Origin of the sequence: Rhizobium sp. AN68 (assembly GCF_030758035.1) — a bacterium.
GTDB lineage: Bacteria > Pseudomonadota > Alphaproteobacteria > Rhizobiales > Rhizobiaceae > Agrobacterium > Agrobacterium tumefaciens.
Genome location: NZ_JARWMI010000002.1, coordinates 351,226 through 375,232, shown reverse-complemented (window position 1 = coordinate 375,232; position 24,007 = coordinate 351,226). Strand labels below are relative to the sequence as shown.

22 protein-coding genes are annotated in these 24,007 nt (G+C 57.6%); 17 read left to right on the top strand and 5 right to left on the bottom strand.

The annotated features are described in order from the left end of the window. Positions 1-24 precede the first annotated feature (24 nt). The 6 genes from RBH71_RS05195 (at position 25) to RBH71_RS05170 (ending at position 7,603) form a co-directional block, all read left to right on the top strand. Positions 25-1,071, top strand: coding sequence for a class I SAM-dependent methyltransferase (locus RBH71_RS05195; RefSeq protein WP_038493893.1), 1,047 nt, complete (start codon positions 25-27; stop codon positions 1,069-1,071). A gap of 143 nt (positions 1,072-1,214) precedes the next feature. Continuing rightward, entirely contained in the window at positions 1,215-2,039 is an 825-nt protein-coding gene (locus RBH71_RS05190; protein WP_111802565.1) for a bifunctional allantoicase/(S)-ureidoglycine aminohydrolase, read from the top strand. Between the two features lie 174 nt (positions 2,040-2,213). Continuing rightward, the gene (locus RBH71_RS05185) at positions 2,214-3,719 is read left to right on the top strand and encodes a sensor domain-containing diguanylate cyclase (RefSeq protein WP_003510668.1); all 1,506 of its coding nucleotides are present in this window, start codon (positions 2,214-2,216) and stop codon (positions 3,717-3,719) included. A gap of 263 nt (positions 3,720-3,982) precedes the next feature. Then, positions 3,983-5,506: a sugar ABC transporter ATP-binding protein gene (locus tag RBH71_RS05180; protein WP_003510667.1), complete on the top strand. Its 1,524-nt coding sequence runs from the start codon at positions 3,983-3,985 to the stop codon at positions 5,504-5,506. Between the two features lie 51 nt (positions 5,507-5,557). Next, positions 5,558-6,559, top strand: a complete 1,002-nt coding sequence (locus tag RBH71_RS05175; RefSeq protein WP_025595778.1) for an ABC transporter permease — start codon at positions 5,558-5,560, stop codon at positions 6,557-6,559. A gap of 90 nt (positions 6,560-6,649) precedes the next feature. After that, positions 6,650-7,603, top strand: a complete 954-nt coding sequence (locus RBH71_RS05170; RefSeq protein WP_003510665.1) for a substrate-binding domain-containing protein — start codon at positions 6,650-6,652, stop codon at positions 7,601-7,603. A gap of 207 nt (positions 7,604-7,810) precedes the next feature. Here RBH71_RS05170 and RBH71_RS05165 read toward each other — a convergent pair whose 3' ends face one another. Further along, positions 7,811-8,704 (bottom strand): LysR family transcriptional regulator, encoded by an 894-nt coding sequence (locus tag RBH71_RS05165; RefSeq protein ID WP_003510664.1) that lies wholly within the window; start codon positions 8,702-8,704, stop codon positions 7,811-7,813. A gap of 537 nt (positions 8,705-9,241) precedes the next feature. On the opposite strand from RBH71_RS05165, the gene odc2 reads away from it, so the two are divergent. The 8 genes from odc2 to RBH71_RS05125 all read left to right on the top strand — a co-directional run bounded on the left by odc2 (position 9,242) and on the right by RBH71_RS05125 (position 17,476). Then, complete coding sequence (gene odc2 / locus RBH71_RS05160) at positions 9,242-10,375, top strand: ornithine/lysine decarboxylase (protein ID WP_003510663.1); 1,134 nt, start codon at positions 9,242-9,244, stop codon at positions 10,373-10,375. 193 nt (positions 10,376-10,568) lie between these two features. Beyond that, positions 10,569-11,138 carry a GNAT family N-acetyltransferase gene (locus RBH71_RS05155; RefSeq protein WP_013761478.1) on the top strand — a complete coding sequence of 190 codons (570 nt, stop codon included), beginning with the start codon at positions 10,569-10,571 and terminating at the stop codon, positions 11,136-11,138. 201 nt (positions 11,139-11,339) lie between these two features. Further along, entirely contained in the window at positions 11,340-12,581 is a 1,242-nt protein-coding gene (locus RBH71_RS05150) for an MFS transporter (RefSeq protein ID WP_323687190.1), read from the top strand. Positions 12,582-12,671: 90 nt separating this feature from the next. Next, complete coding sequence (locus RBH71_RS05145) at positions 12,672-13,073, top strand: MarR family winged helix-turn-helix transcriptional regulator (protein ID WP_111802563.1); 402 nt, start codon at positions 12,672-12,674, stop codon at positions 13,071-13,073. 91 nt (positions 13,074-13,164) lie between these two features. Further along, positions 13,165-14,460, top strand: coding sequence for an MFS transporter (locus RBH71_RS05140; protein ID WP_111802562.1), 1,296 nt, complete (start codon positions 13,165-13,167; stop codon positions 14,458-14,460). 279 nt (positions 14,461-14,739) lie between these two features. Then, positions 14,740-15,438: an OmpW family protein gene (locus tag RBH71_RS05135; protein WP_323687189.1), complete on the top strand. Its 699-nt coding sequence runs from the start codon at positions 14,740-14,742 to the stop codon at positions 15,436-15,438. Between the two features lie 212 nt (positions 15,439-15,650). Next, a complete protein-coding gene (locus RBH71_RS05130) occupies positions 15,651-16,094 on the top strand; it encodes a glyoxalase superfamily protein (protein WP_111802560.1) in 444 nt (147 codons plus the stop codon). 275 nt (positions 16,095-16,369) lie between these two features. Then, entirely contained in the window at positions 16,370-17,476 is a 1,107-nt protein-coding gene (locus tag RBH71_RS05125; RefSeq protein WP_323687188.1) for an acyltransferase, read from the top strand. 48 nt (positions 17,477-17,524) lie between these two features. On the opposite strand, the gene RBH71_RS05120 is transcribed toward RBH71_RS05125, so the two are convergent. The 4 genes from RBH71_RS05120 to ugpB all read right to left on the bottom strand — a co-directional run bounded on the left by RBH71_RS05120 (position 17,525) and on the right by ugpB (position 21,705). Next, positions 17,525-18,586, bottom strand: coding sequence for a sn-glycerol-3-phosphate import ATP-binding protein UgpC (locus RBH71_RS05120; protein ID WP_080850041.1), 1,062 nt, complete (start codon positions 18,584-18,586; stop codon positions 17,525-17,527). Beyond that, positions 18,586-19,434 (bottom strand): sn-glycerol-3-phosphate ABC transporter permease UgpE, encoded by an 849-nt coding sequence (ugpE, locus tag RBH71_RS05115; protein WP_003510648.1) that lies wholly within the window; start codon positions 19,432-19,434, stop codon positions 18,586-18,588. Before ugpE ends, RBH71_RS05120 begins: the two co-directional genes overlap by 1 nt. Positions 19,435-19,444: 10 nt before the next feature. Beyond that, on the bottom strand, positions 19,445-20,326 hold the full coding sequence (ugpA, locus tag RBH71_RS05110; protein ID WP_003510646.1) for a sn-glycerol-3-phosphate ABC transporter permease UgpA: 882 nt from the start codon (positions 20,324-20,326) through the stop codon (positions 19,445-19,447). Between the two features lie 68 nt (positions 20,327-20,394). Continuing rightward, positions 20,395-21,705 (bottom strand): sn-glycerol-3-phosphate ABC transporter substrate-binding protein UgpB, encoded by a 1,311-nt coding sequence (gene ugpB, locus RBH71_RS05105; protein ID WP_025595901.1) that lies wholly within the window; start codon positions 21,703-21,705, stop codon positions 20,395-20,397. Between the two features lie 355 nt (positions 21,706-22,060). Here ugpB and RBH71_RS05100 point away from each other — a divergent pair, with 355 nt between their 5' ends. From RBH71_RS05100 to RBH71_RS05090, 3 genes are all read left to right on the top strand, one after another. Further along, on the top strand, positions 22,061-23,167 hold the full coding sequence (locus RBH71_RS05100) for a CobW family GTP-binding protein (RefSeq protein ID WP_162632347.1): 1,107 nt from the start codon (positions 22,061-22,063) through the stop codon (positions 23,165-23,167). Continuing rightward, positions 23,164-23,442 carry a hypothetical protein gene (locus RBH71_RS05095; RefSeq protein WP_013761449.1) on the top strand — a complete coding sequence of 93 codons (279 nt, stop codon included), beginning with the start codon at positions 23,164-23,166 and terminating at the stop codon, positions 23,440-23,442. Before RBH71_RS05100 ends, RBH71_RS05095 begins: the two co-directional genes overlap by 4 nt. Before the next feature lie 94 nt (positions 23,443-23,536). Next, complete coding sequence (locus RBH71_RS05090; RefSeq protein WP_003510639.1) at positions 23,537-23,974, top strand: YqaA family protein; 438 nt, start codon at positions 23,537-23,539, stop codon at positions 23,972-23,974. Positions 23,975-24,007: the final 33 nt, after the last annotated feature.

Sequence of the window (24,007 nt, the reverse complement as noted above, 5' to 3'; positions counted from 1 at the left end):
AATGTGTTAATACTGGAGGCTGAAGTGAGGCAGGTAAAGAAAAGAAATCTGGACGGGGCAAGTCTGATCACTCCTGATACTGTCGCAAAAGAGATTTTTGCACGGAAAACGGAAGCGTTCGATGAGCATTTCGCAGTTGCGAAAGCAGAGATCGCGATCATTCTCGAATTGGCACAACAGCAGTTCGAAAATGGTGTTTCAGCACATGAGATAATACATCGAACGGCAGGCGCACTGCATGGCCTGCGCGAAAAGCTCCACTCAAGCGTGTGGGCTGAACTGATTCCCCTGGTGCAGAATCACTCCGTGTCGGACTATTTTCTGGAAGATCCCTTCACGCGCTGGTCGTTCGAAAAGCCGCGGGGCTATTCGGGCGATGCGCAGCTTCTCGACTTCATCTACGGTCACGACAGCGTTGCCGATAAGGTGAAGAACGCAACGCCGCTTGGCGCGGCTCTCTACAATTATACGAAGGACGCCAGTTCCTCGGTCGCTGTCCGCGAGCGGCGGGATTTGCTGACCCGGTTTGTTGACGAGGCTGCGGCCCGGCATGGAAGCGAAACGGAAATCCTCACCATTGCATCGGGACATCTGCGCGAGGCGGATGCATCCGTGGCCTTGAAAGAGGGCAAGATCCGGCGCTGGGTGGCGCTCGATCAAGATCCCCTGAGTGTCGGTTCCGTTGCCCGCGATTTCAACGGCAGCTGCATCGAGGCGATTGACGGTTCGGTGCGTGACATCGTCCTGCGTTCGCATGAGCTCGGCAAATTCGATCTGGTATATGCCGCCGGTCTTTACGATTACCTGAACGACAAGGTGGCGATCAAGCTCACGCGGCGCTGCATGGAGATGCTGAAGCCCGGCGGAATGTTCCTCTTCGCCAACTTCTCCGAAGACATTGTGGTCGATGGCTACATGGAGACCTTCATGAACTGGGCGCTGCTGTTGCGTTCGAAGGCGGATATGTGGCGGATCGTCAACGCCAGCGCCGATCCCGCAAGTATCGAGGCGGAGGTATTTTTCGGCGAAAACCACAATATCGTCTATGCCACGATGCGCAAAAAGGCCTGAGCCCAACCTCATTTCGCATGTCCGCGCGAAATAGGCCGCCCGCATTTTACCATGCGGGCGGCAAGGCTTGTGCACGCCAATAATTATTTGATTAAACGTCGCTACAGGCCTAAGAATTCGCGCGAAATGCGTTGCAGAATGGAATGGCTGAAATGAAGAAATATTATTCGGATATGGGCGGTCTGCCGGGGCAGACGGAACTGCTGTCGAGCAAGGCTGTTTTCAAGACTGCCTATGCGGTCATCCCCAAAACCGTCATGTCCGATATCGTGACGAGCGTGCTCCCGCACTGGACAGGGACCCGGGCCTGGATCATCGCCCGGCCGATGACCGGTTTTTCCGAGACTTTTGCGCAATATATCGTTGAAGTGCAGCCCGGCGGCGGCAGCGAGCGGCCGGAGCCGGACGCAAGGGCGCAAGCGGCGATCTTTGTCGTTGATGGTGAAATGACCGTGGAGTTTGAGGGCGTGCAGCATGCATTGCGGACCGGCTCCTTCGCCTTCCTGCCCGCCGGCTCGCGCTGGCAGCTGCGCAATTCCGGCACGGCACCGGTCAAGTTCCACTGGGTCCGCAAGGCGTTTCAGGCGGTGGACGGGCTGGAGCTGCCGCCGGCTATCTTCACGCATGAAGATGAACACGCTCTGTCGGCGATGCCCGATACGAACGGCAAATGGGCGACTACCCGGTTTATCGATCCCGACGACGTGCGTTACGACATGCACCTCAACATCGTCAGCCTGGAGCCGGGCGCTACCATTCCTTTCATGGAAACCCATGTCATGGAGCACGGCCTTTACGTGCTGGAAGGCAAGGCGGTTTACCGGCTGAACGAGGATTGGGTGGAAGTGCAGGCGGGTGATTTCATGTGGCTGCGCGCTTTTTGCCCGCAGGCTTGCTATGCAGGCGGGCCGGGCCGTTTCCGCTACCTGCTCTACAAGGATGTGAACCGCCACGTGAAGCTCTGGTAACGGGCGGAATCTTGGCGAAACCGAGATTTATCGCGCAATCCGTTGGCTTGCGCGATAAAGGCTTGCGTTGGATCGAATATCCCTAATAAATCCAGATATGCGGTCAGTCATCGCTGTCTCGCACGATTTCGGCATTCGGCATCCGCCCTTATTATCCTGAAGAAGACTGCCCGTATGATTGAAACGATCGATACCAATATCTTCAATCTTGCCCCTGTGGCGATGTGGATCGAGGATTTCAGCGAGGTGAAAAGCCAGTTCGATATCTGGCGGGCGCAGGGCGTCGAGGATATCCGGGCGTTTTTGCTGGAAGATCTGTCGCGGGTGGCGGCGTGCTCGCAAAAAATCCGCGTCGTTCAGGTTAATGCCAAGACACTTGAACTGTTCGAAGCGCGGGACAAGGCGCATCTGATCGATAATCTGCACCGGATTTTCCGCGATGACATGCTTGAAAGCCATGTGAACGAGCTTTCCGAGCTTTGGGCTGGAAAAACAGAATTCATCAGCAACGCCGTCAATTACTCGATTGGCGGAAAGCGGCTGGATATCCAGCTGCGCGGTGCGGTCATACCCGGCTACGAACAGACACTCGGGCGGTTGCTGCTGACCACAGAGGATGTGACGGAACGTGAGGAGGCTCGCCGCAAGGAGCTTTTCAACCGCCGTTATGCTGAAGGCATGTTCCAACATTCGCCCGTTTCCCTGTGGGTGGAGGATTTCAGCCGGGTTCGGCGTCTGATCGAGGAGGTCAGGGAACGCGGCATCATCGACTTCCGGGTGTTCATGGATGTGCATCCCGAATTCGTGCGCCAATGCATGAGCGAAATCCGCGTGATCGACGTCAACCGGGCAACACTTGACCTGTTTTGTGCGCCGGACCGCCAGGTTCTGTTGCAGCGGCTTGGCGATATTTTCCGGGGTGAAATGGAAAAGCCCTTCCGCGAACAGCTGATGGAGCTGTGGAACGGCAATCTTAACCATCATCGCGAAGTGGTGAACTACGCGCTGGATGGTTCAGAGCGGCACGTGCTGCTGCATTTCTCCGTTTTTCCGGGCCACGAACGCGACTGGTCACTGGTGCAGGTGGCGCTGACTGATATTACGGCGCGGAAAAAGGCGGAAGCCTATCTCGAATATCTCGGCAAGCACGATGTGCTGACCAAGCTGCACAATCGCGCCTTCTATTCGGACGAAATGAACAGGCTGGAACGCAGCACGATCCGGCCCGTTTCGGCCATCGTCATCGATCTCAATGGCCTCAAGGACGCCAATGACAAGCTAGGGCACGACGCAGGCGACGCGCTGTTGCGGCGCCTTGGCGAAGTCCTGAACGGTGTCGTTACTGCGCCAAACCATGCGGCGCGCATTGGCGGTGATGAATTCGCCATCCTTTTGCCCGGCGCAGACAAGCAGATCGCCGCGGCGATGGTGGATACCATTTACGAACTGCTGAAGATCAACAACCAGTTCTACTCCAATGCGCCGCTTAGTCTTTCGCTGGGCGTGGCAACCAGCGAGGCCGGCGAGACGATGGAATCGCTGGTGCGCCGTGCAGACATGCATATGTACGAGCAGAAAAACGCCTATTACGCCGCGATGCGCAACAGGTCTGCCGACAACAGCGATACAACGAAGGCCTCCCCGCAACCGGAAGCCAGCTCCCTGAAGCGCCTTCTCTAGCCACAGGCATCCCGTGGGTGCCTTGCCTCACTGAGGATTTCCAACGCTCTGCGGGACCATGGCGGCCTGTTTTTTGGCCTTTAGGCGCCGTCGTCCTGGTCAAATTTGAGTGTATTCTAAAAGACCAGCGAAATTTGCTTTACGTACCTCAAAACGGACGTTAGCTTCTTCCCAAGAGCTTTGGGAGGAGTTCGTGCATGATGATTTCAAGTAAAATCGAGGGGCAAGATCCGTTCATTCGCACCGTGTACCGGTGACGACACATGGCTTTTGCTGAGGAATCTCCAGATCAGGTCCTTATACGGACTGTCGGGTTGTCCAAGTCTTTCGGTCCCGTCCAGGTTCTGAAGGATATAGAGATTGCCGTGCGCGCCGGTGAAGTTCACGCCATCATTGGCGAGAACGGCGCTGGTAAATCGACGTTGATGAAACTGCTTGCGGGCAATGAGAAGCCTTCGAGTGGGGAAATCAGGATCGATGGCGAGGCAGTTACGTTGAGCGGACCTGTCGACGCCGAACATCGCGGCATCGTTCTCGTGCATCAGGAAATATTGCTGGCCCCGGATCTGACGGTGGCTCAGAACATCTATCTGGGCCGCGAATTGTGCAAAGGCCCGATGATGGACGACCGCGCCATGCGTGCCGGCGCCCTGAGGGCTATCGCCGATCTCGGCGGTACGATCGATCCCGATGCCGTCGTCGGCAGCCTGTCGATTGCCCAGCGCCAGCTGGTGCAGATAGCCCGCGTTCTGCTCGTGCCGCATCGCGTCGTCATTTTCGACGAGCCGACCGCAAGCCTCACGCCCATTGAAACCGATGCGCTGTTGAACGTTATCAGGGACATAAGGGCAAAGGGCGTGGCCGTGCTCTATATTTCGCACCGCCTGCCGGAGGTGAAGGAGATTGCCGACCGTGTGACCGTTCTGCGCGATGGCAGGTTGGTCGGCTCCCACCCGATATCGGCGCTTGAGCCCGCCGATATGGCGCGGTTGATGGTGGGACGCGATGTCGCCAAGCTCTATCCGGACAGGAACGCCGGCGGCGAGCACGAGCCTGTCTTGCAGGTGGAGCATTTCACCGTTCCCGGCTATGCGCAGGATGCCGGTTTCAGCCTGCGAAAGGGCGAAATCCTCGGTTTTGCTGGTCTCGTCGGCGCGGGCAGAACGGAGCTTATGGAGGGCGTGCTTGGCCTGCGTCCAGGGCGGGGGACGATCCGCCATCTCGGAAAGCCTGTGCATTTTGCAAAGGCGGAAGACAGTCTGAAGGCCGGTATCGTTTATCTGAGCGAGGATCGGAAGGGCAAGGGATTGCTGCTGACGAAGGATTTGCGGGTCAATCTCACACTCGCCTCGCTGAGGAAATTCAGCCGCCTGTTCCAGATCGATATCCGTCGAGAGAAGGCAGCGCTCGATGATGCGGTGCGTGATTTCGATATTCGCACGGGAAGTAAGGACTTGCTCGCGGGCCAGCTGTCCGGCGGTAACCAGCAAAAGCTGCTGCTCGCCAAGATGATGCTGCTCGATCCATCGATCGTCATCATCGACGAGCCAACACGCGGCATCGATATCGGCACCAAGGAACAGATCTACCGTTTCATAGCAAAGCTCGCAGACGAGGGCAGGTCGATCATCGTCGTGTCCTCGGAGATGCCGGAACTGATCGGCATCTGCGACCGCGTCCTTGTAATGCGCTCCGGCAGGATCGTCGGCGAGGTGACGGGGGAACGCATGACCGAAAACGATATCGTGGCACTCGCGACTGGCGTGCACACGCAGGAATTTGCCTGAGGGCTGATGTCCCGGCAGATTGGCCTGAAGAAAAGACAATTGAGGGGAACTATGACTGAGGCCGCACTTGATAACGGCAAAACGCCGAAGACCTCGAAAGACTGGGACCTGCGCGCCGTTGCGCCCTTTGTGGCGCTGGCTTTGCTGCTGGTTCTCGGCGCCGTCGCCAATCCGAATTTCATCGGTATCGACAATCTGCTGAACGTGGTTACCCGCAGCGCCTTCATCGCCATCATTGCGCTCGGCGCCACCTATGTCATCACATCCGGCGGACTTGATCTCTCCGTCGGCGCGATGGTGGCTTTCGTTGCCAGCCTGATGATCCTGTTCATGAACAGTGGCGTTATTGCCAATCCGCTGGTGATGCTACTGGCCGCCATGGCGCTGGCCATCGCCATCGGCGCCGCTTGCGGGCTTGCAAACGGCCTCATCACCACCATCGGCCGCATCGAGCCCTTCATCGCCACGCTTGGCACCATGGGCATTTATCGTGGGCTGACCACCTGGCTGTCGCAGGGTGGCGCGATCACGCTGCGCAACCCGGAAATCCAGACGCTTTATCGCCCGGTCTATTTCGGGAATGTGATCGGTGTGCCGGTGCCGGTCATCGTCATCTTCGTCACTGCCGCCATCGCCGCTTTCGTGCTTTACCGTACTCGTTACGGCAGGCATCTGACGGCGGTAGGTTCCAGCGAGGATGTGGCGCGTTACTCCGGTATCTCGGTCGTTCGCGTCCGCACGATTGCCTATGTGGTTCAGGGGCTTTGCGTCGCCGTTGCCGTCCTGCTTTACGTGCCGCGTCTTGCCTCCACTTCGGCCACTACAGGCATGTTGTGGGAGTTGCAGGCAATCACCGCCGTCGTCGTCGGCGGCACGGCGCTACGGGGTGGTGTGGGCCGCATCTGGGGTACGATTTGCGGCGCCTTCATTCTGGAAATCGTTGGCAACATCATGATCCTGTCGAACTTCGTCAGCGAATATCTGATCGGTGCCATTCAGGGCGCGATCATCATCATCGCCATGCTGGTGCAGCGTTCGCTCAGCCGCAGATAGCCGGACGATCGATGAGACATCTGGCCGCGCAATCTGGGGCATGCGCGGTTTAAACAGGAGGAACGCCCCGGTCTTGGGAGGAAAGAGACTATGCGTAGAAAATTCATCGGCGTGGCATTTGTCGCGCTGGCTGCCGTTCTTGCGGGTTCTGCCCATGCGCAGGAGAAGAAGGTAACGATCGGGGTATCCATTCCGGCGGCCGACCACGGCTGGACGGCGGGCGTCGTTTACCATGCCGAACGGGTGGCAAAGCTTCTGATGAAGGAGCACCCAGGTCTGAACGTCATCGTCAAGACCTCGCCGGATGCCGCCAACCAGGCAAACGCGCTTCAGGATCTTGCCGTGCAGGGGCTGGACGCACTGGTCGTGCTGCCGTCTGATCCCGATCCGCTCGTCAACGCCATCAAGGAGATCAAGGACAAGGGCACCTTTGTCGCGCTCGTCGACCGCGCGCCGAGCGTCAACGACAATTCGATCCGCGATCTCTACGTTGCGGGTAACAATCCGGCACTCGGACAAGTGGCAGGCGAATACATCAAGAAAACCACGCCTGATGCGGAAGTGGTGGTCATTCGCGGTCTGCCGATCCCGATCGACCAACAGCGCCAGGATGGTTTCGACAAGGGTATTGCCGGCTCCAGCGTCAAGGTTCTCGACCGCCAGTACGGCAACTGGAACCGCGACGACGCCTTCCGCGTGATGCAGGACTACCTGACCAAATACAAGAAGATCGACGTGGTCTGGTGTCAGGACGACGACATGGCGGTTGGCGTGCTGGAGGCAATCCAGCAGGCGAAACGCACCGATATCAAGTATATCGTTGCTGGCGCCGGTTCCAAGGACATGATCAAGCGCGTAATGGACGGCGACAAGCTAATTCCGGTCGACGTGCTCTATCCGCCGGCGATGGTGGCGACCGCCATGCAGCTTACGGCAGGTCATTTTTACGATCAGGTGCCTGTTGCTGGCGAGTATATTCTCGACGCTACGCTCATCACCAAGGACAATGCCAAGCAGTTCTACTTCCCGGATTCGCCGTTCTGATAAGCCGTTTCCGGCTAAGCAACGCCCGCTGAAAGGCAGGCGTTGCATCCGCACTCCTGCACCCCGGACCAGATTCGGGGTGCAGCGCGATCAGGTCGTTGATCGCGATAGAGTCCTTCATAGCGCGGGCGCGCCGCGGCTCGATGCCGGATTAAATACGGCATGACGAGGGGAAGGTCGGCGGAAACTATACCGCTCCCCCGCTCTTCATCCATTTTTCCTGAACCACGCCGAGAGATAATCCACGAAGCTGCGCACTTTGGCGGGAAGGTAACGGCGGTGGGGGTAGACGGCATATATGCCGCGGTCTTTTGAAATATAGTCGTCGAACAGGGTCACAAGCTCGCCGGACTGGATGAAGGGTCTTGCAATGAAGTCCGGCACCATGGCGATGCCAAGCCCTGCGCGGGCGGCGCGCAGTGTCGCCTGCGGGCTGTTCACCTCGATCGGTCCACTGATGGTAACGGAGTTCGAGCCGCCATCCGCTTCAAGATAACGCACGGTGTTGTGGAAGCGGGTGTTGGTGTCGATGATGAAGGGCACGCGGGAAAAGTCCTGCGGACCATTGAGCGGGCCGTGTCTGGCGACAAAATCCGCCGTTGCTACTGCATAGACCCGGAAATCGGAGATCTTGCGGGCGATGAGGCCTGAATCTTCCAGACGCGTTATGCGAATCGCAAGGTCGAACCCTTCCTCGATCAGATCCACGAATCGGTCATCGGCGACGATTTCCAGCGACAGTTCCGGATTTTCCTTGGCGAAATCGATGAGGCTCTGGCCAACATCGGCGTCGATGAAGGTGCGCGGAACGGATATTCTAAGCTTGCCCTTCAGATCGGCATTCTTCTCGCGCACCAGATCGGCGAGGTTGTCGATCTCCTTCAAAATGTCGGAGGCGGTGCGGTAATATGTATGGCCGGCCTCCGTCAGCGAGAATTGCCGGGTGGTGCGGTTGAGAAGCAGTGCACCGAGATCATCTTCCAGTTCCCGGACATATTTGGACAAAAGCGCCTTGGAACGCCCGGTCTTGCGGGCAGCGGCGGAAAAACCCTCCGCTTCGACAACGTCGATAAAGGCGCGGATGCGGGTGAGAGTGTCCATAAAAATCCTCCGGTTCGTTCCATATAATTGAACGCTGAGGCGTGACTGTTCAACCCGTAAAATGGTTGCCGAAAAAATCCGCTATATGGTGAAAAAATCCTCTTGATTATGACGGCGAATATTCTTATCTCCCGTGCTGCCCAAAGTCGCACGTGCCCATGTGTGTCCGCCGAGTCCTCGATGTGGTGAGGAGTTCGGTAAGGTACCTGGAACTAACCCCTCCAGTCGCTATTCCGGCCAACCGGGAAATGCGAGGACATATGAAGCAACGACGGTGCGGGCCTTTCTGGTTCTCTGCCGGCTTTCCATCAGCCGGGGTACTGAAGAGGCACACCATCATTGCCTGAAGTGCGGTCGGGTCATTCCCTCCAATCGATGGCAGACAAAGCCGAATGATGCTCTGGCAGGGCGTCATTCATATTTGCGCCTTGAGCGTATGCTATCGATTCTGCGCCTCCACCGGCTGATTCGTATGCATATCTCGAGCGTCCTTTGTCCTCCGGATTTTCCGGAGCCGGTTTTATAGGGAATATATCGATGACGACTGCACGCATTCTCGATTTCATCAAGACCCGACGTCCCGAAGGCCCTTGCCTCGTCGTCGACCTCGACGTCGTGCGCGACAATTTCAACGCGTTCCGGCATTCCCTGCCGAACAGCGCGATCTACTATGCGGTCAAGGCAAACCCGGCTCCCGAAATCCTGAAGCTGCTTGCTTCGCTCGGCTCGAACTTCGATTGCGCCTCAGTGGCTGAAATCCAGATGGCGCTTGATGCAGGTGCAACGTCCGACCGGATCTCGTTCGGCAACACCATCAAGAAGGAACGCGATGTCGCCCGCGCTTACGCGCTCGGCATCGATCTCTTCGCCGTCGACAGCCATGAGGAAGTCGAGAAGGTTGCCCGTGCCGCTCCTGGCGCGCGCGTGTTCTGCCGCGTGCTGACGGACGGTGAAGGTGCCGAATGGCCGCTGTCGCGCAAGTTCGGTTGCGTACCGCAGATGGCTGTTGATGTTTTGGTCTACGCACATCAGCTGGGCCTCGAATCCTACGGCGTTTCCTTCCATGTCGGTTCGCAGATGATGAATCTCGACGCATGGGATGCAGCGCTGGGCGATGCCAAGCGCGTTTTCGCTTCGCTGTCCAAGCAGGGTATTCACCTGCAGATGGTCAATATGGGCGGTGGTTTCCCGACCAAGTACCTGCGCGACGTTCCTGCTGCCGAAGAATACGGCCAGGCTATCGACACGGCGCTGCGCAAGCACTTCGGCAACCAGATCCCGAAGACGATCATTGAGCCGGGCCGTGGCATGGTGGGTAACGCTGGCGTCATCAAGGCGGAAGTTGTTCTCGTGTCGCGCAAGTCCGACAACGACAACCATCGCTGGGTGTTCCTCGACATCGGCAAGTTCGGCGGTCTCGCCGAGACGATGGATGAGGCTATCCGCTACCCGATCCGCACCGAGCGCGATCAGGACGAGATGGAGCCTTGCGTTCTGGCCGGTCCGACCTGCGACAGCGCCGACGTGCTGTACGAAAAGAACATGTACCCGTTGCCGGTCTCTCTGACCATCGGCGACGAGGTTCTGATCGAAGGCGCAGGTGCCTATACGACGACCTATTCGGCGGTTGCCTTCAACGGTTTCGAGCCGCTGAAAGCCTACGTCATCTGATCCGAACGCCGCCCGCTGAGTAAGGCGGCGTCTCGAACAAGCTTCCGTTCCGGCTTTGCCGATTGTGCTGTTGCGCAAATCCCTGCTTGCTGCTCCTCTTCCAGCCGAGGAAAGCGTGTCGGCGGGCCGGAACGGCTCCACCATTTTTGATCAAGGGCCGCGTGTGGGCGGTTGTGTGATGGAGGGCCGAGAGATGGCCGCTCTTCTGAATTCGGTACGTGCATTTTTCACCCCGCAGACATTTCATGTCGATCAGGAAAATCCGGGCGATGTCGTTGCCCGTGAAAACCTGCTTGACCGCGCCATGGGCGCTGGCCGCCGCCGCAAGTCTTCCGAAAAGCTGCGCGCCGGCCGAGTGCCAGCGGAAGGTCTGGCGCTCGTCGCCCGTGACGAGGACGGCCATGTTATCGGCACGGTGCGCCTGTGGAATGTCGAAGCTGGTATTTCGCGCGAAGGCCGCGCTGTCGAAGCGCTGTTGCTTGGCCCGCTTGCGGTTGATGCTGCCCATGAAGGCAAGGGCATCGGTTCGGCGCTGATGCGTGCAGCAATCTCCGAGGCAACCAAACGTGGCCATGGCGGCATTCTTCTGGTCGGCGACGCCGCCTATTATGAGCGCTTCGGCTTTTTTGCCGATAAGGCCCAGCACCTGATCATGCCCGGCCCGTTCGAGCGCAGCCGTTTTCTGGCGCTTGAACTCAAAGCCGGCTGGCTGGAAGGTGCGGCTGGTATGCTGGTCGCAAGCGGCCGCAGGCTCTCTGCCTGAGACGATATCCGTATCTAATGCCCCGGCTGAACGGCCGGGGTTGATCCGGCTGAAATTGGATTGCTGCAAAATGTTCTTTTATGCAAAGCTGCGGGTTCGGACGTGATACCGGTTCGGGCGGCGACAAAGTTGCATTTGGCTTTTTTGGACATTGCATCGGATATGTCTGCACCCGCGTGATTTCAAAAGCGGAGATCAGCTATGCAGGCAGCTCTACTCAGAACGAACCGTGACTACCGTCTTCTGTTTTCCGCGAGCGCCGTATCCAATCTTGCCGATGGCATTTCGATGGTGGCGATACCTTGGCTTGCAACCCTGCTGACCAGCGATCCGCTCTTGATCTCTATGATTGCGGTGGCGCAACGGATGCCCTGGCTGCTGTTCGCGCTTCCCGTCGGTGTCTGGACGGATCGAAGTGACCGGCGCCTGCTTATAGTGCGGGCCGATGTGGTTCGGCTGGCGCTGATGATCTGCGCGGTCGGCATGATCTCCACCACTGCAAACCTGCCGTCCCCGGCAGAATCGGGATCGGCGGCTATTTTTTCACTAGCGGTAATCGCTTTCCTTCTCGGTTGCGCTGAGGTCGTGCGGGACAATGCAGCCCAGACGATATTGCCTTCACTTGTCGCACCGAGCGATCTCGAACATGCCAATGGTCAGATGTGGAGCGCCGAACAGGTCACTGGCCAATTCATCGGCCCGCCACTGGCAGGCTTGCTGATTGCCGCAGGCATTTCCATTCCCTTTGGTCTGGATGCCAGTTTTTACGCGGTTTCGGCGGCATTGGTCTGGCTTATCGTGCTGCCGCCACGCAAACCGTCCGGCATAGTCTCTTTCTGGCCCGCATTGCGAGAGGGGCTTGGCTGGATGCGGCGCAATACGATGATCCTGCGGCTTGCCATCATGCTGGGGGCAGTCAACGCCATATTCGTTGGGGGAATGACGGTCCTCGTTCTCTACGCGCAGGAGGTGCTCGATCTTTCCGCGATAGCCTATGGCGTGTTGTTGACATGCGGCGCGGTTGGCGGTGTTCTTGGCGGGCTGGCCTCGCCGTGGTTCGCCCGTAGACTGGGCGCGAGGACAAGCCTCGTTCTGGCGCTATGCACATTTGCGCTGTTCAATCTGGTGCTCGGCCTTTCGAGTTCCGCGCCACTGGTAGCAGTCGGCCTGTTTCTCGAGGCTGCGGCGGGTATGTTGTGGAATGTGGTGACCGTGAGCTACAGGCAACGGCTCATTCCGGACGAGTTGCTTGGACGCGTCAATTCCGTCTATCGGTTTTTCGGTTGGGGTGCGATGTCGTTCGGCGCATTTGCCGCTGGCGTTCTGGTCACCATTGCCGAACCGGCCTTCGGCCGCATCGAGGCGCTGCATATGCCCTATCTGATTGGAGCCGCTGTTTGTGCGGTTCTGGCGGTCTACGGTCTTCTCCGGCTGCGTTTCTGAAGTGCCGCGGCGCTGTAGTCGGTCATTGTCCCTGCGTGATCTTATAGTGCCTCTTGCATTCAGCATTTTGCGGGTATATACCCGAGACAAATGCCAAAAGATAGTTGTCACTGCATTCTGCTGCGAAGAGCATCCCGAAAGGTCTCGTCCTATTACGATGAGGCGCTGGCGCCGCTTGGCGTCAATATCGGCCAGTTCAGCCTGTTGCGGAACATCAACCGCATGGCGCCGGTGTCGCTCACCGATCTCGCCGCGCGGGTGGAGCTGGACCGCTCGACCGTTGGCCGCAATACCAAGGTGCTAGCCCGCATGGGGCTGGTGGCCATCGGCCATGGCGAGGATCAGCGCGAAGCGATGCTGACTGTGACGGAGCAGGGGCAGGAGATCCTGAAAACAGGCGCGCCCCTCTGGGACGGAGTACAGGACGAAATCGAGGCCAGGCTTGGCCCGGAAAAAACCGCTCAATTGCAGGAACTACTCGCAGCCCTGTAATTTTTTTGATGATAAAACGGGTATCTGCCCGCAATATAGGGTATATACCCGTAAAATTTCGGCCGCTGGCCGCTGGAAAGGGATTTCGAACATGCTCTCCACACGCCTTGCCAGCTGGATGGCCAACAGAAACATACATTATGGCTGGCTTGTTGCCGCAACTACCTTTTTGACGATGCTGGCAACCGCCGGCGCGATGGGATCGGCCGGGGTGATGATCCAGCCGCTGCATCAGGAGTTCGGCTGGGATATTGCCGATATTTCATCTGCCATGGCGGTCAGGCTGGTGCTCTTCGGCCTGCTCGGGCCCTTTGCCGCTGCCTTCATGAACCATTTCGGTATTCGCCAGGTCGTGTCGACGGCCCTTGCGCTGATCATGGGCGGCATCGTCGCCTCTTTCTTAATGACTGAGGTGTGGCAGCTGTTGCTGCTATGGGGCGTGGTGATCGGTGTTGGCACCGGCATGACGGCACTGGTGCTGGGCGCGACCGTGGCGTCGCGCTGGTTTTCGAAGCGCCGGGGACTGGTGATCGGCCTGATGACGGCCAGTAACGCCACCGGCCAGCTGGTATTTCTGCCTTTGCTCGCGGCACTGACGGAGGCCTATGGCTGGCGCACCGCGCTGACGCTATCCGTTGCGGTGATTGCTATCGCCATGATTCTCGTGCTGCTCTTGATGCGTGACCATCCCGCCGATGTCGGCCTGCCAGCCTATGGCGAGACGGTGGTGGTAAAACCGCCGAAGCAGGACCACAAGTTTCTTGCAACACTGGCATCCCCGATACTGACGTTGAAGAGCGTGTCCGGAAACCCGGTTTTCTGGGTGCTTTTCGGAACGTTCTTCGTCTGTGGACTTTCCACCAACGGCCTTATCCAGACACACTGGATTTCCATTTGCGGTGATTTCGGTATGGCGGCGGTCACGGCGGCCGGCACGCTGGCTGTGATCGGCATTTTCGATTTCTTCGGCACCATCTTCGCCGGCTGGCTTTCCGACCGTTTCGACAACCGCTTCCTGCTCTTCTGGTTTTACGGTCTGCGCGGGCTGTCCCTGATCTATCTCTCCTTCTCGGGCTTCAGCTTCGTGGAGCTTTCGGTCTTCGCCGTGTTTTACGGGCTGGACTGGGTGGCAACCGTGCCACCAACGGTGAAGCTTGCCGCTGAGAGTTTCGGCCGCGAAAAAGCGGGCCTGGTTTTCGGCTGGGTGTTTGCGGGGCATCAGTTGGGGGCCGCCACCGCTGCCTTTGGCGCAGGTTTCTTCAAGAGCGACTTCGACACATACATGCCCGCACTGCAGATTGCCGGCGTGATGTGCATGATCGCTGCTGTCTCGGTGCTGCTTCTCAAAAAGCCGGGTTCCGCGACTTTGGCACCGCAGGCCGCCTGAGATTGCAAAAGAGAGCTTGTGAAACAGGCCAACTTCCGACTGCCGGGCCCGCTATTTTGACCGTTGTCATGGCTATCCGTTGCGTATTTGTCACACCAAGCGCCGGCTAGCTGCCCTGGCTTATCGTTCGCCTTTCGGTTTGATCCATCTCAATCCGCTCACCTCTCCCTTGGCGATAGTGGCCGTAGCGGCTGCGGCAAGCGAGGATTCGCGAAGGCCCGCCGCCATCAGCCGGTTTCCCGGGCTTGCCCGGCTGCGGCGCGCGATAGGAGAGATGGAATGACGAACAGGAAGAAAAAAACCGCCTTGCTTGCCAGTGTGACGGTGAGCGTCGCGGCGATGCTGATGTCGGCCAACGCGATGGCGGCAGATCTGGCCCCGCCGGCACCAGCCCCCACCGCTGAAGATGCGATTGCGGCGGCGAGCCCATGGATGCTGCGCGTGCGTGGTCTCGGGGTCATCACCCATGACAGCGGCAGCGTTGACGGTGTGCCTGGTGCGGGTCTCTCCTATTCGGATACGGTTATTCCTGAACTCGACATCAGCTATTTCTTCACCCCGAATATCGCTGCCGAACTCATCCTCGGTACCACATACGCCAAGATCAACGGCGAGGGTGTGCTGGCCGGCACGCAGGTGGGCAAGACATGGTTGCTGCCGCCGACGCTGACCCTGCAATATCACTTTACTGATTTCGGCGCCTTCAAGCCCTATATCGGCGCGGGCGTGAACTATTCGATGTTCTACAACCAGTCCGAAAAACCCGGCTTCAGCAATCTTGATGTCAAGAACAAGTTCGGCGCGGCCGTGCAGGTGGGTTTCGACTATATGCTGGACGAACATTGGGGCGTGAATTTCGACGTGAAGAAGATTTTCCTGAAGACCGACTGGACCGCAGAACTTGGCGGCACGTCAATCAGCGGCAAAGCGAAACTCGATCCCTGGTTGATCGGTGCGGGTATCACCTATCGCTTCTGACCCCTTGGCCTCGCGCCGTCGCTGCCTTTGACGGGCGGCGCTTTCTAAGCTATATGGACGGCCACGGGCAGAAGAGCCCCGGCCGTCCGCAGGCGTTTACGCCCTTGGTGAAGCTCTTTTTGGAATAACGGTCATCCCCATGTTTTGCATGTCGTCGATGGCAACGCGGACCCCTTCGGAAAAATACGGCATGCGCATGTTGGAGAACCGTTATGAACGTGTCCAAACCGCTTCCCGCGCTTGAGGGACTGAAAGAGCAGGCAAAACGGCTGCGCGCCGCCCTTGAAGGGCAGGGGCAGGCAATCACCCATTCAAAGGCACTGGAACTCATCGCCGCGCAATATGGCTTCCGCGACTGGAACACCCTGCATGCCACGGCGGGAAACCGTCCCGCATTCAATCCCTATCTTCTTGGTTCGCGGGTGGAAGGCCTCTATCTAGGCCAGCCCTTCGTAGCCTCCGTTCTGGGCGTGAAAACGATAGGCGGCGACCCGGAACGCTACCGGCTGACCCTGCATCTCGACGATCCCGTGGATGTGGTGACCTTCGAAAGCTTCTCGGCTTTCCGGCAGCGTATCCACTGCAATATCGATACGTCCGGACGCACGGTGGAGAAAACCTCCAACGGTAGGCCACAGGTTGAGCTGGTCTGGTAGGGAAACGGGCATAGGCTGTTGTGATGCCTCACAGGCTGGGCCAACATGGATAGCACTGCATTCCGGTCGTGGGCCGGGATGCATTTAACAGGTGCTACACTCGCGTCGCTGATGTCATTGTGCCCGTGGAGAGTGGACTTTGATAGTGCCTGCACGTCGTCATTCGCTGAAGTAGATGAAAGAAACGACTGCCCGCTATTTGCGTTTCGAGCGCATTGTAGTATGTTGTAAATATACATTTATTATATTTTATATATTTTCTAAATGAGGTATTTATGAGCGAAGATCGTGTTCCTGGTCGTTGGCTATATGTCGATTCTATTCGCGGTATAGCGGCTTTGGCAGTGGTGTATTTTCACATTGCAGAAGTAGCTTACAAAAATAACTACACAAATAATGCGGTTGAGTATTTTTTGTTTAATATTTTTAGTGAATACTTTGATATCGGAAAAATTGCCGTTGTCATGTTCTTCGCTGTTTCCGGTTTTGTTATCCCATTTTCTCTTCTGAAGGCGAGTAAAGCGCCCTTGCGCAGCTTCGCATTTTCCCGATTTTTCAGGCTTTATCCCGCATATTGGGTGTCGATAGCCCTTGCCGTGGCAATCATTCCACTCGTGCGAGGAGATCTTTTTACGATAACCCAAATCCTCGCCAATGTAACGATGCTGCAGCAATTTCTGGGACAGCAAAATATTCTCGGTGTTTACTGGACGCTACAGATAGAAATCGTTTTTTATGTCGTCAGCGCAATGCTGTTTTATGTTAGCCTCCTCCATAAGCCAGAGGGTGCGGTCGGCGCGGTGGTGTTCTTCCTGCTGTGCGCGGTTGCCATGGGTGCTGCGCGTTATGCTTCGGGCATCAAGTTACCGGTCGCTATTCCGCTTGGGCTTACTGTGATGTTTTGGGGTTTGTTGTGGCGTCACGGAGCCGTTGATCAGGCTGATGTGTATATGCGGCGGCTTATCATATTCACTTCCCTTCTTGTGGTCTTTACGGTGCCACTCGTCAGTTTTCTGAGCTATAATGTTGATATGGGCTTTGGTGAGACTTGGTATCGCTATACCATCGCCTATTATTCAGGAATGGCACTTTTTGCTCTGTTCACGACAAAACTTCGTATCACGCATCCGATATTTGTCTGGCTTGGCGCGATAAGCTATTCTGTCTATCTACTTGGGCCCGTAGCCCAGCCTGTCGTGGAATACATTCTTCCGTACAGACAACTGGCTCCCTATCCGGTTCATGTCATGATCGTATTGGCTTGGGTTCTAACGGTGGTCATGGCTTATTTGAGCTATAACTTCATTGAATTGCCGTCCCAGAAGTTCGGAAAGAAGTTGGCGTCCCGCCAGTCTGCTCATGAGGTGGTCTCATCGGCGTAAAATAGGCCGGGCATTGCCGCAGGTAACGGCAATGCCGACACACAGACCCTAAATCCGCTTCCCCGCCGCATCGAACAGATGGAAGTCCTTCGTCTGGGCGGCAATCCGCAGGTTTTCGCCGATGCCAAGCTGCGAGCGGCCGGGAACGCGGAAGACGATGGTGGTGCCGTCGGTGAAGGAGCCGTGCACGTAGCTTTCCGCGCCCACCAGTTCCACAGCGTCCACCCGCACGGTGCCAGTGAAAGCGGCATCGGCAGCTTCTGTTTCCGCGAGCGTGATGTCTTCCGGCCGGATGCCCAGTGTTGCGGTGGTTTGCGGCAGCGCGCCTGATCCATTCACCGACCACCCGGATGCGCCGTTAGCCGATGGGGTGCCGTAGGGCAGGAGGTTCATGGAGGGCGAACCGATGAAGGTGGCGACGAAGGTGGTGGCCGGTTTTTCGTAAAGCTCGATCGGAGTGCCGATCTGCTCGATGCGGCCGGCATTCAGCACCACGAGGCGGTCGGCCAGCGTCATGGCTTCCATCTGATCATGGGTTACGTAGACGCTGGTGGTGGCGAGAGAGCGTTGCAGGCGGCGGATTTCGACGCGCATCTGCACGCGCAGCTTGGCATCGAGGTTGGACAGCGGCTCATCGAACAGGAATGCGGCGGGCTTGCGCACGATGGCACGGCCCATTGCCACGCGCTGGCGCTGGCCACCCGAGAGCTGGCGCGGCCTGCGCTCCAGATATTGTTCGATTTCCAGCGCCTTGGCTGCCTCGGTGATACGCCGGTCGATCTCGTCCTTCGGCGTGTTGCGGTTCTTGAGGCCATAGGCGAGGTTCTGCCGCACTGTCATATGCGGGTATAGCGCGTAGTTCTGGAACACCATGGCAATATCACGGTCTGACGGTTCGAGATCGTTGACGACGCGGTCGCCGATGACGATCTCACCGCCCGATATGCTTTCCAGCCCGGCGATCATGCGCAGCAATGTCGATTTTCCGCAGCCAGAGGGGCCGACCAATACGATCATCTCGCCATCGGCTATATCCATCGATACGCCCTTGATGGCGTCGACATTGCCGCCGTAAACCTTGCGGACGTCTTTCAGCGCAATTTTTGCCATTACTTCTCGGTCTCCACCAAACCTTTGACGAACCAGCGCTGCATCAGCACCACAACGATAATCGGGGGGATGATGGCGAGGATCGCCGTCACCATCACATAATTCCAGGGCGTCGAAGCGTCGGTGAAATCCACCATGCGCTTGAGGCCGATGATGATCGTGTTCATCTTGGCATCGTTGGTCACGAGCAGCGGCCAGAGATACTGGGTCCAGCCATAGATGAACAGGATCACGAAGAGAGCGGCGATATTGGTTTTCGACAGCGGCAGCAGAATATCGCGCATGAAGCGGAACGGCCCTGCATTGTCGATACGAGCCGCCTCGACCATTTCGCCGGGAATGGTCAGGAAAAACTGCCGGAACAGGAACGTCGCCGTCGCGGACGCCATCAGCGGAAGCGTCAGTCCCGCATAGGTATCGATAAGCCCGAGGTCGACGATGACCTTGTATGTGGGCAGGATACGCACCTCGACCGGCAGCATGAGCGTGATGAAGATCATCCAGAAGAAGCCCATGCGGAAGGGAAAACGGAAAAACACGATTGCGAAAGCCGACAGGAAAGAAATGACGATCTTGCCGATGGCAATGGCGAGCGCCACCACGAAGCTGTTGAACAGCAGCCGTTCAAGGCTGACGCCGACCACTCTTTCGACGCCGCCGACCATGGCGTCTGTATAGTTTTCACCAAGATGGTCGCCGGGCAGCAGCGACATCGGTGGGCGAATGATGTCATTCGACGTCATGGATGACGCGATGAAGGTGTAGTAGATCGGGAAGGCCACGATGATGATGCCGAGAACCAGCATCAGATGGGCGATCACGCGGGCGACCGGGCGATTTTCAATCATCAGGAAATCCTCAGCCGTAGTGCACGCGCTTCTCGACGAAGCGGAACTGGAAGGCGGTCAACGCAATGACGATCACCATCAGGATGACGGATTGCGCGGCGGAAGAGCCGAGGTTCAGGTTAACGAAGCCATCATTGTAAACCTTGTAGACCAGTGTTTCCGTCGCCTTGGCAGGGCCGCCGCCAGTAACTGCGTGGATGATGCCGAACGTATCGAAGAAGGCATAGACGGTGTTGACGACCAGCAGGAAGAATGTTGTCGGCGCCAGCAGCGGGAAAACGATGGTCCAGAAGCGCCGCGAACCACGTGCGCCGTCAATGGAGGCCGCCTCCAGCAATGATTTCGGAATTGCCTGCAAGCCTGCGACAAAAAACAGGAAATTGTAGCTGATCTGCTTCCATGCGGCGGCTGCGACCACCAGCAGCATGGCCTGATTGCCGTTGAGCAGCGGGTCCCACATGATGCCGTTGCGGCGCAGGATATAGGAGAAGGTTCCCATGGCCGGATTGAACATGAACAGCCACAGCATGCCAGCGACGGCGGGTGCCACAGCATAGGGCATGATCATCATGGTGCGGTAAAAACCCTTGCCGCGCACCACGCGGTCTGCCGCCGTTGCCAGAAGCAATGCCAGCCCCATCGAGACGAGTGCGGTCAGGACGCTGAAAATAACCGTGACGTGCAACGCGTTCAGATAGCTTTCATCCGAAAGTACGGCGGAAAAATTGGCCAGCCCGACGAAATTGCTGTTCAGCCCGAAGGCATCCTCGCGCATGGTCGACTGGTAGAGCGCCTGACTTGCGGGCCAGAAGAAAAAGATCACCGTCAGGATGATCTGTGGCGCGACCAGCAGATAGGGCAGGATCTTGTTGGGGAATACGACGCTTTGCACGGCGATCTCCTGATGAAATGGGAATACCGCCCGCACCGGGTAAGGATGCGGGCGGGGGCAGGGATCGTTTAGTTGCCGGTTGCCTGCTTGATGGCCGCATCACCGCGCGTGACAATCTTGTCGAGTGCGGATTTCGCGTCCTGCTTGCCGGCCAGCATCGCCTCGAACTCTTCGTTCATGATGTCGCGGACCTGCGGCAGGTTCACGAGGCGCACGCCCTTGGAGTTTTCTGTCGGTGGCTTGCCCATCATCTGCAGAAGTGGCGTTTCGCGGCCGGGATTCTTGTCATAGAAGCCGGATTTCTTGGTTTCCTCATAGGCCGCGATCGTTACCGGCATGTATCCGGAGACCTGATGCAGACGAGACTGGATCTTGGTCTGGGAAAGGAAATGGAAGAACTCGGCCACACCTTTATATTCGGCATCGCTCTTGCCGCCGAAGACCCAGAGGCTCGCGCCGCCGGGAATGGTGTTCTGCGGACCATGACCCTCGTAATAGGGAAGCTGGCCGATACCGTAATTCATGCCGGTCTTGATGATATCGCCAAGGCCGCCGGAGGATTCGGTAAGGATGCCGCATTCGCCGGACATGAACAGCTGCTTGGCTTCCGAAGTGCGCCCGCCGTAACGGAAGGTGCCGTCTTTCGCGAGGTCGGCAATGGCCTGGAAGTGTTCGACGAAGAGCGGCGCGTTGACGGCAAGCTTCACATCGGTGCCGCCCAGCCCGTTTTCATTGCTGCCATAGGAGACGTTGTTCCATGCGGCAAAGTTTTCGGTCTGGATCCAGGTCAACCATGTTGAGGTGAAGCCGCATTGGGCAGCGCCGCTTGTCTTGATCTTCTTGGCAGCTTCGAAAACTTCCGGCCAGGTCTTCGGCGGATTTGCCGGGTCAAGGCCTGCCTTCTGGAAGGTGTCCTTGTTGTAATACAGGATCGGTGAGGACGAATTATAGGGGAAGGACAGCATGGTGCCGTCAGGCTTGGAATAATAGGCGACGATGCCGGCCAGATATTCGTCCTTGTTGAAGGTGTAGCCACCTTCCTTCAGTACTTCCGCCACCGGTTTGATTGCGCCGGCAGCACCCATCATCACGCCGGAACCGGCGTCGAAGACCTGAATGATCGCCGGCGGCTGCTTGGCGCGGAAGGCCGCAATGCCTGCATTCAGGGTTTCCGGATACGTGCCCTTGAAGACGGGCATGATCTTGTAGTTTGTCTGGCTATCGTTGAACTCTTTCGCGAGCGCGTCCACGACCTCGTTATTGGCGCCGGTCATGGCATGCCACCACTGAATTTCCGTCGCGGCGAACGCGTTCGATGTGACAAAAAACGAAAGCGCAGATGCCGCAGCAAGACGGTAGCTGAGTTTTTTCAAGGCGATTCCTCCCATTTTAAAAACAGTAAAAGATACAGCCCCTTATTGCAGCCTATCCTCCTCGATATAGCTGCGGGCGAGCTTTTCTGTATTAGCGGCCTGATTTAAAGCGAACTCTAATGAAAATGCAATAGACGGTGGAACGAAAAAAACGAAAGTGAACGAAACGGTTTTATTATTCCATTTTGGGTCCGCTTTGGTTTTTTCGTGTGCTTGCGGGCAAGGCTCGGGACGGGATACCGGAAGCGGTCTGCGGAGGCCATGTTCAAGAGGAACTTCTAACAAGGGGTATTGATATGTTATTACATTACGTATTAAGTCTCTCCAAGATTTGCTGCTTGAAAGTGCGGATGTGTTCGGAATGAAGCGGAAGAAGGCGGTTGCACCAGAAGACGTCTCGTCCGTCACCCCATCCACCGGAACGGTGCCTGTCACACTGCTTACCGGCTTTCTGGGGGCGGGCAAGACCACGCTTCTGAACGAGCTTTTGAGCGAACCGGAAATGCGTGGTGCCGCCGTCATCGTCAACGAATTCGGTTCGGTGCCCATCGATCACGGCTTGGTCCGCACCGGTTCGGAGCGTTATTTCAGGACCACGACCGGCTGCATCTGCTGCACCGCCACCAGCGATATCCGCACCTCGCTTTACGAGTTGCATCAGGCCTTTCTGGAAGGGGTGGTGCCGGAAATATCGCGTGTCGTCATCGAAACCACTGGCCTTGCCGATCCTGCGCCGATCATCAACAGCCTGATTCCCGGCAGTACGCCTGCCGCCGGCCTGCGCGACCATATCGTCGCCCGCCACTTTCATCTCTCCGGTGTCGTTACTGTTTTCGACATTACGTCCGGCCAGGCGATGCTCGACAGTTTCATCGAGGGCTGGAAACAGCTTGCCTTTGCCGATCACATTGTTTTGACCAAAACCGATCTCACTGACGGGGCGGAGATGGGCTGTGAGAGCCTCTCCGATCTCAATCCTGCCGCGCGTCTGCATGACCGCAATGCGCGCGACTTCAATCTGATGTCGCTGTTTTCGCCGGCGGATTATTCCTTGCGTAACAAGCCGGAAGACGTGACGGGCTGGCTTGCCGCCGACAGGCTGAGCCTGCATGCGGCGCACGGGCACGATATCAATCGTCATGGTGCGGGGGTCGAGGCGTTCGATTTGACGTTCGATGGGGCGTTCGATCCGCAGGCGATCGTTACCTTTCTCGAACTCGTCACCAGCAATGTGCATTCCGGTCTTCTGCGGCTCAAGGGAGTTTTCGGTGCGACGGATGATCCGGACCGTCCAGTGGTCGCCCATGCCGTGCAGCACCGGCTTTATCCGCTGAGCCGTCTGGAAAGCTGGCCGGATGGCAACCGTGCAACCCGTGTTGTCCTCATCGGCATGGATATGCCGCAGCAGCCGATCCGCGATCTTTTCGAGGCATTGGCCTCGCAGGCAGCAAGAAAGGTTTCCCGATGACGGCAAGAGCAAATCCGCTTGCACGCAGCGGCTCTGCTATAGTCTCTAAGGCCCGTCTTGTGAAACACTGGACGCGGGAGCTGCTTGCCCTCCGCGAAGACGAGATCGTTTCCGTCAACGAGATTGCCTGCGTACAGCCGGATTGCCCACCGAAGGAAACGGTAATCCTCGTTTTGTCCGCATCCGGCGAAACCCGGCAATTCTCAATTCACCAGGCGCTGCTGGATATAGAGCGTGATGATATCGTCAGATCCGTCGCCGCCAATCCGCCGTAAGGCCATCTGTATCGAACGCCATGGCGCTTGACGGCAGGTGTCGTCATCCGGCACTTCAGGAGCAGCGGGATTCGCTAAATGTGAAGGGTACGGAATGGCCGATCTGGCGGTATATGCGGGTTTGTTTCTGACGGCTTTTGTCGCGGCAACCATCCTGCCCATGCAGTCGGAGGCCGCACTTGCCGGCCTGATCCTTTTGAAGTCCCAGCCGGTCTGGCTGTTGGTTACTGTTGCCAGCGCCGGCAATGTCGCCGGATCCCTCGCCAACTGGCTGCTCGGCCGTGGCATCGAACGCTTCCGGCATCGGCGGTGGTTTCCTGTGGGGGAAGCCGCGCTGCAACGTGCCCAGAACTGGTACAGGCGTTACGGCAAGTGGTCGCTGCTGCTCAGCTGGGCGCCGCTGATCGGCGATCCGCTGACGGTTGCGGCCGGCATCATGAAGGAGCCGCTGCCGGTCTTTCTTTTGCTTGTTACCATTGCGAAGGTTGGGCGTTATCTTGTGCTGACGCTGGTGACGCTGAATTTTCTTTGAATTGCGTTGCCGATACCTTCTCCCCAGTGGGGA

Bases quoted from the DNA above. Each gene is read 5' to 3' on its own strand.
- RBH71_RS05145 (WP_111802563.1), top strand. From the start codon at position 12,672: ATGCCAAAAGATAGTTGTCACTGCATTCTGCTGCGAAGAGCATCCCGA.
- ugpE (WP_003510648.1), bottom strand. From the start codon at position 19,434: ATGATTGAAAATCGCCCGGTCGCCCGCGTGATCGCCCATCTGATGCTG.
- RBH71_RS05140 (WP_111802562.1), top strand. From the start codon at position 13,165: ATGCTCTCCACACGCCTTGCCAGCTGGATGGCCAACAGAAACATACAT.
- RBH71_RS05155 (WP_013761478.1), top strand. From the start codon at position 10,569: ATGGCCGCTCTTCTGAATTCGGTACGTGCATTTTTCACCCCGCAGACA.
- RBH71_RS05190 (WP_111802565.1), top strand. From the start codon at position 1,215: ATGGCTGAAATGAAGAAATATTATTCGGATATGGGCGGTCTGCCGGGG.
- RBH71_RS05095 (WP_013761449.1), top strand. From the start codon at position 23,164: ATGACGGCAAGAGCAAATCCGCTTGCACGCAGCGGCTCTGCTATAGTC.
- RBH71_RS05185 (WP_003510668.1), top strand. From the start codon at position 2,214: ATGATTGAAACGATCGATACCAATATCTTCAATCTTGCCCCTGTGGCG.
- odc2 (WP_003510663.1), top strand. From the start codon at position 9,242: ATGACGACTGCACGCATTCTCGATTTCATCAAGACCCGACGTCCCGAA.
- RBH71_RS05135 (WP_323687189.1), top strand. From the start codon at position 14,740: ATGACGAACAGGAAGAAAAAAACCGCCTTGCTTGCCAGTGTGACGGTG.
- RBH71_RS05170 (WP_003510665.1), top strand. From the start codon at position 6,650: ATGCGTAGAAAATTCATCGGCGTGGCATTTGTCGCGCTGGCTGCCGTT.
- RBH71_RS05180 (WP_003510667.1), top strand. From the start codon at position 3,983: ATGGCTTTTGCTGAGGAATCTCCAGATCAGGTCCTTATACGGACTGTC.
- RBH71_RS05130 (WP_111802560.1), top strand. From the start codon at position 15,651: ATGAACGTGTCCAAACCGCTTCCCGCGCTTGAGGGACTGAAAGAGCAG.
- RBH71_RS05150 (WP_323687190.1), top strand. From the start codon at position 11,340: ATGCAGGCAGCTCTACTCAGAACGAACCGTGACTACCGTCTTCTGTTT.
- RBH71_RS05120 (WP_080850041.1), bottom strand. From the start codon at position 18,586: ATGGCAAAAATTGCGCTGAAAGACGTCCGCAAGGTTTACGGCGGCAAT.
- RBH71_RS05175 (WP_025595778.1), top strand. From the start codon at position 5,558: ATGACTGAGGCCGCACTTGATAACGGCAAAACGCCGAAGACCTCGAAA.
- RBH71_RS05090 (WP_003510639.1), top strand. From the start codon at position 23,537: ATGGCCGATCTGGCGGTATATGCGGGTTTGTTTCTGACGGCTTTTGTC.
- RBH71_RS05125 (WP_323687188.1), top strand. From the start codon at position 16,370: ATGAGCGAAGATCGTGTTCCTGGTCGTTGGCTATATGTCGATTCTATT.
- RBH71_RS05100 (WP_162632347.1), top strand. From the start codon at position 22,061: ATGAAGCGGAAGAAGGCGGTTGCACCAGAAGACGTCTCGTCCGTCACC.
- RBH71_RS05165 (WP_003510664.1), bottom strand. From the start codon at position 8,704: ATGGACACTCTCACCCGCATCCGCGCCTTTATCGACGTTGTCGAAGCG.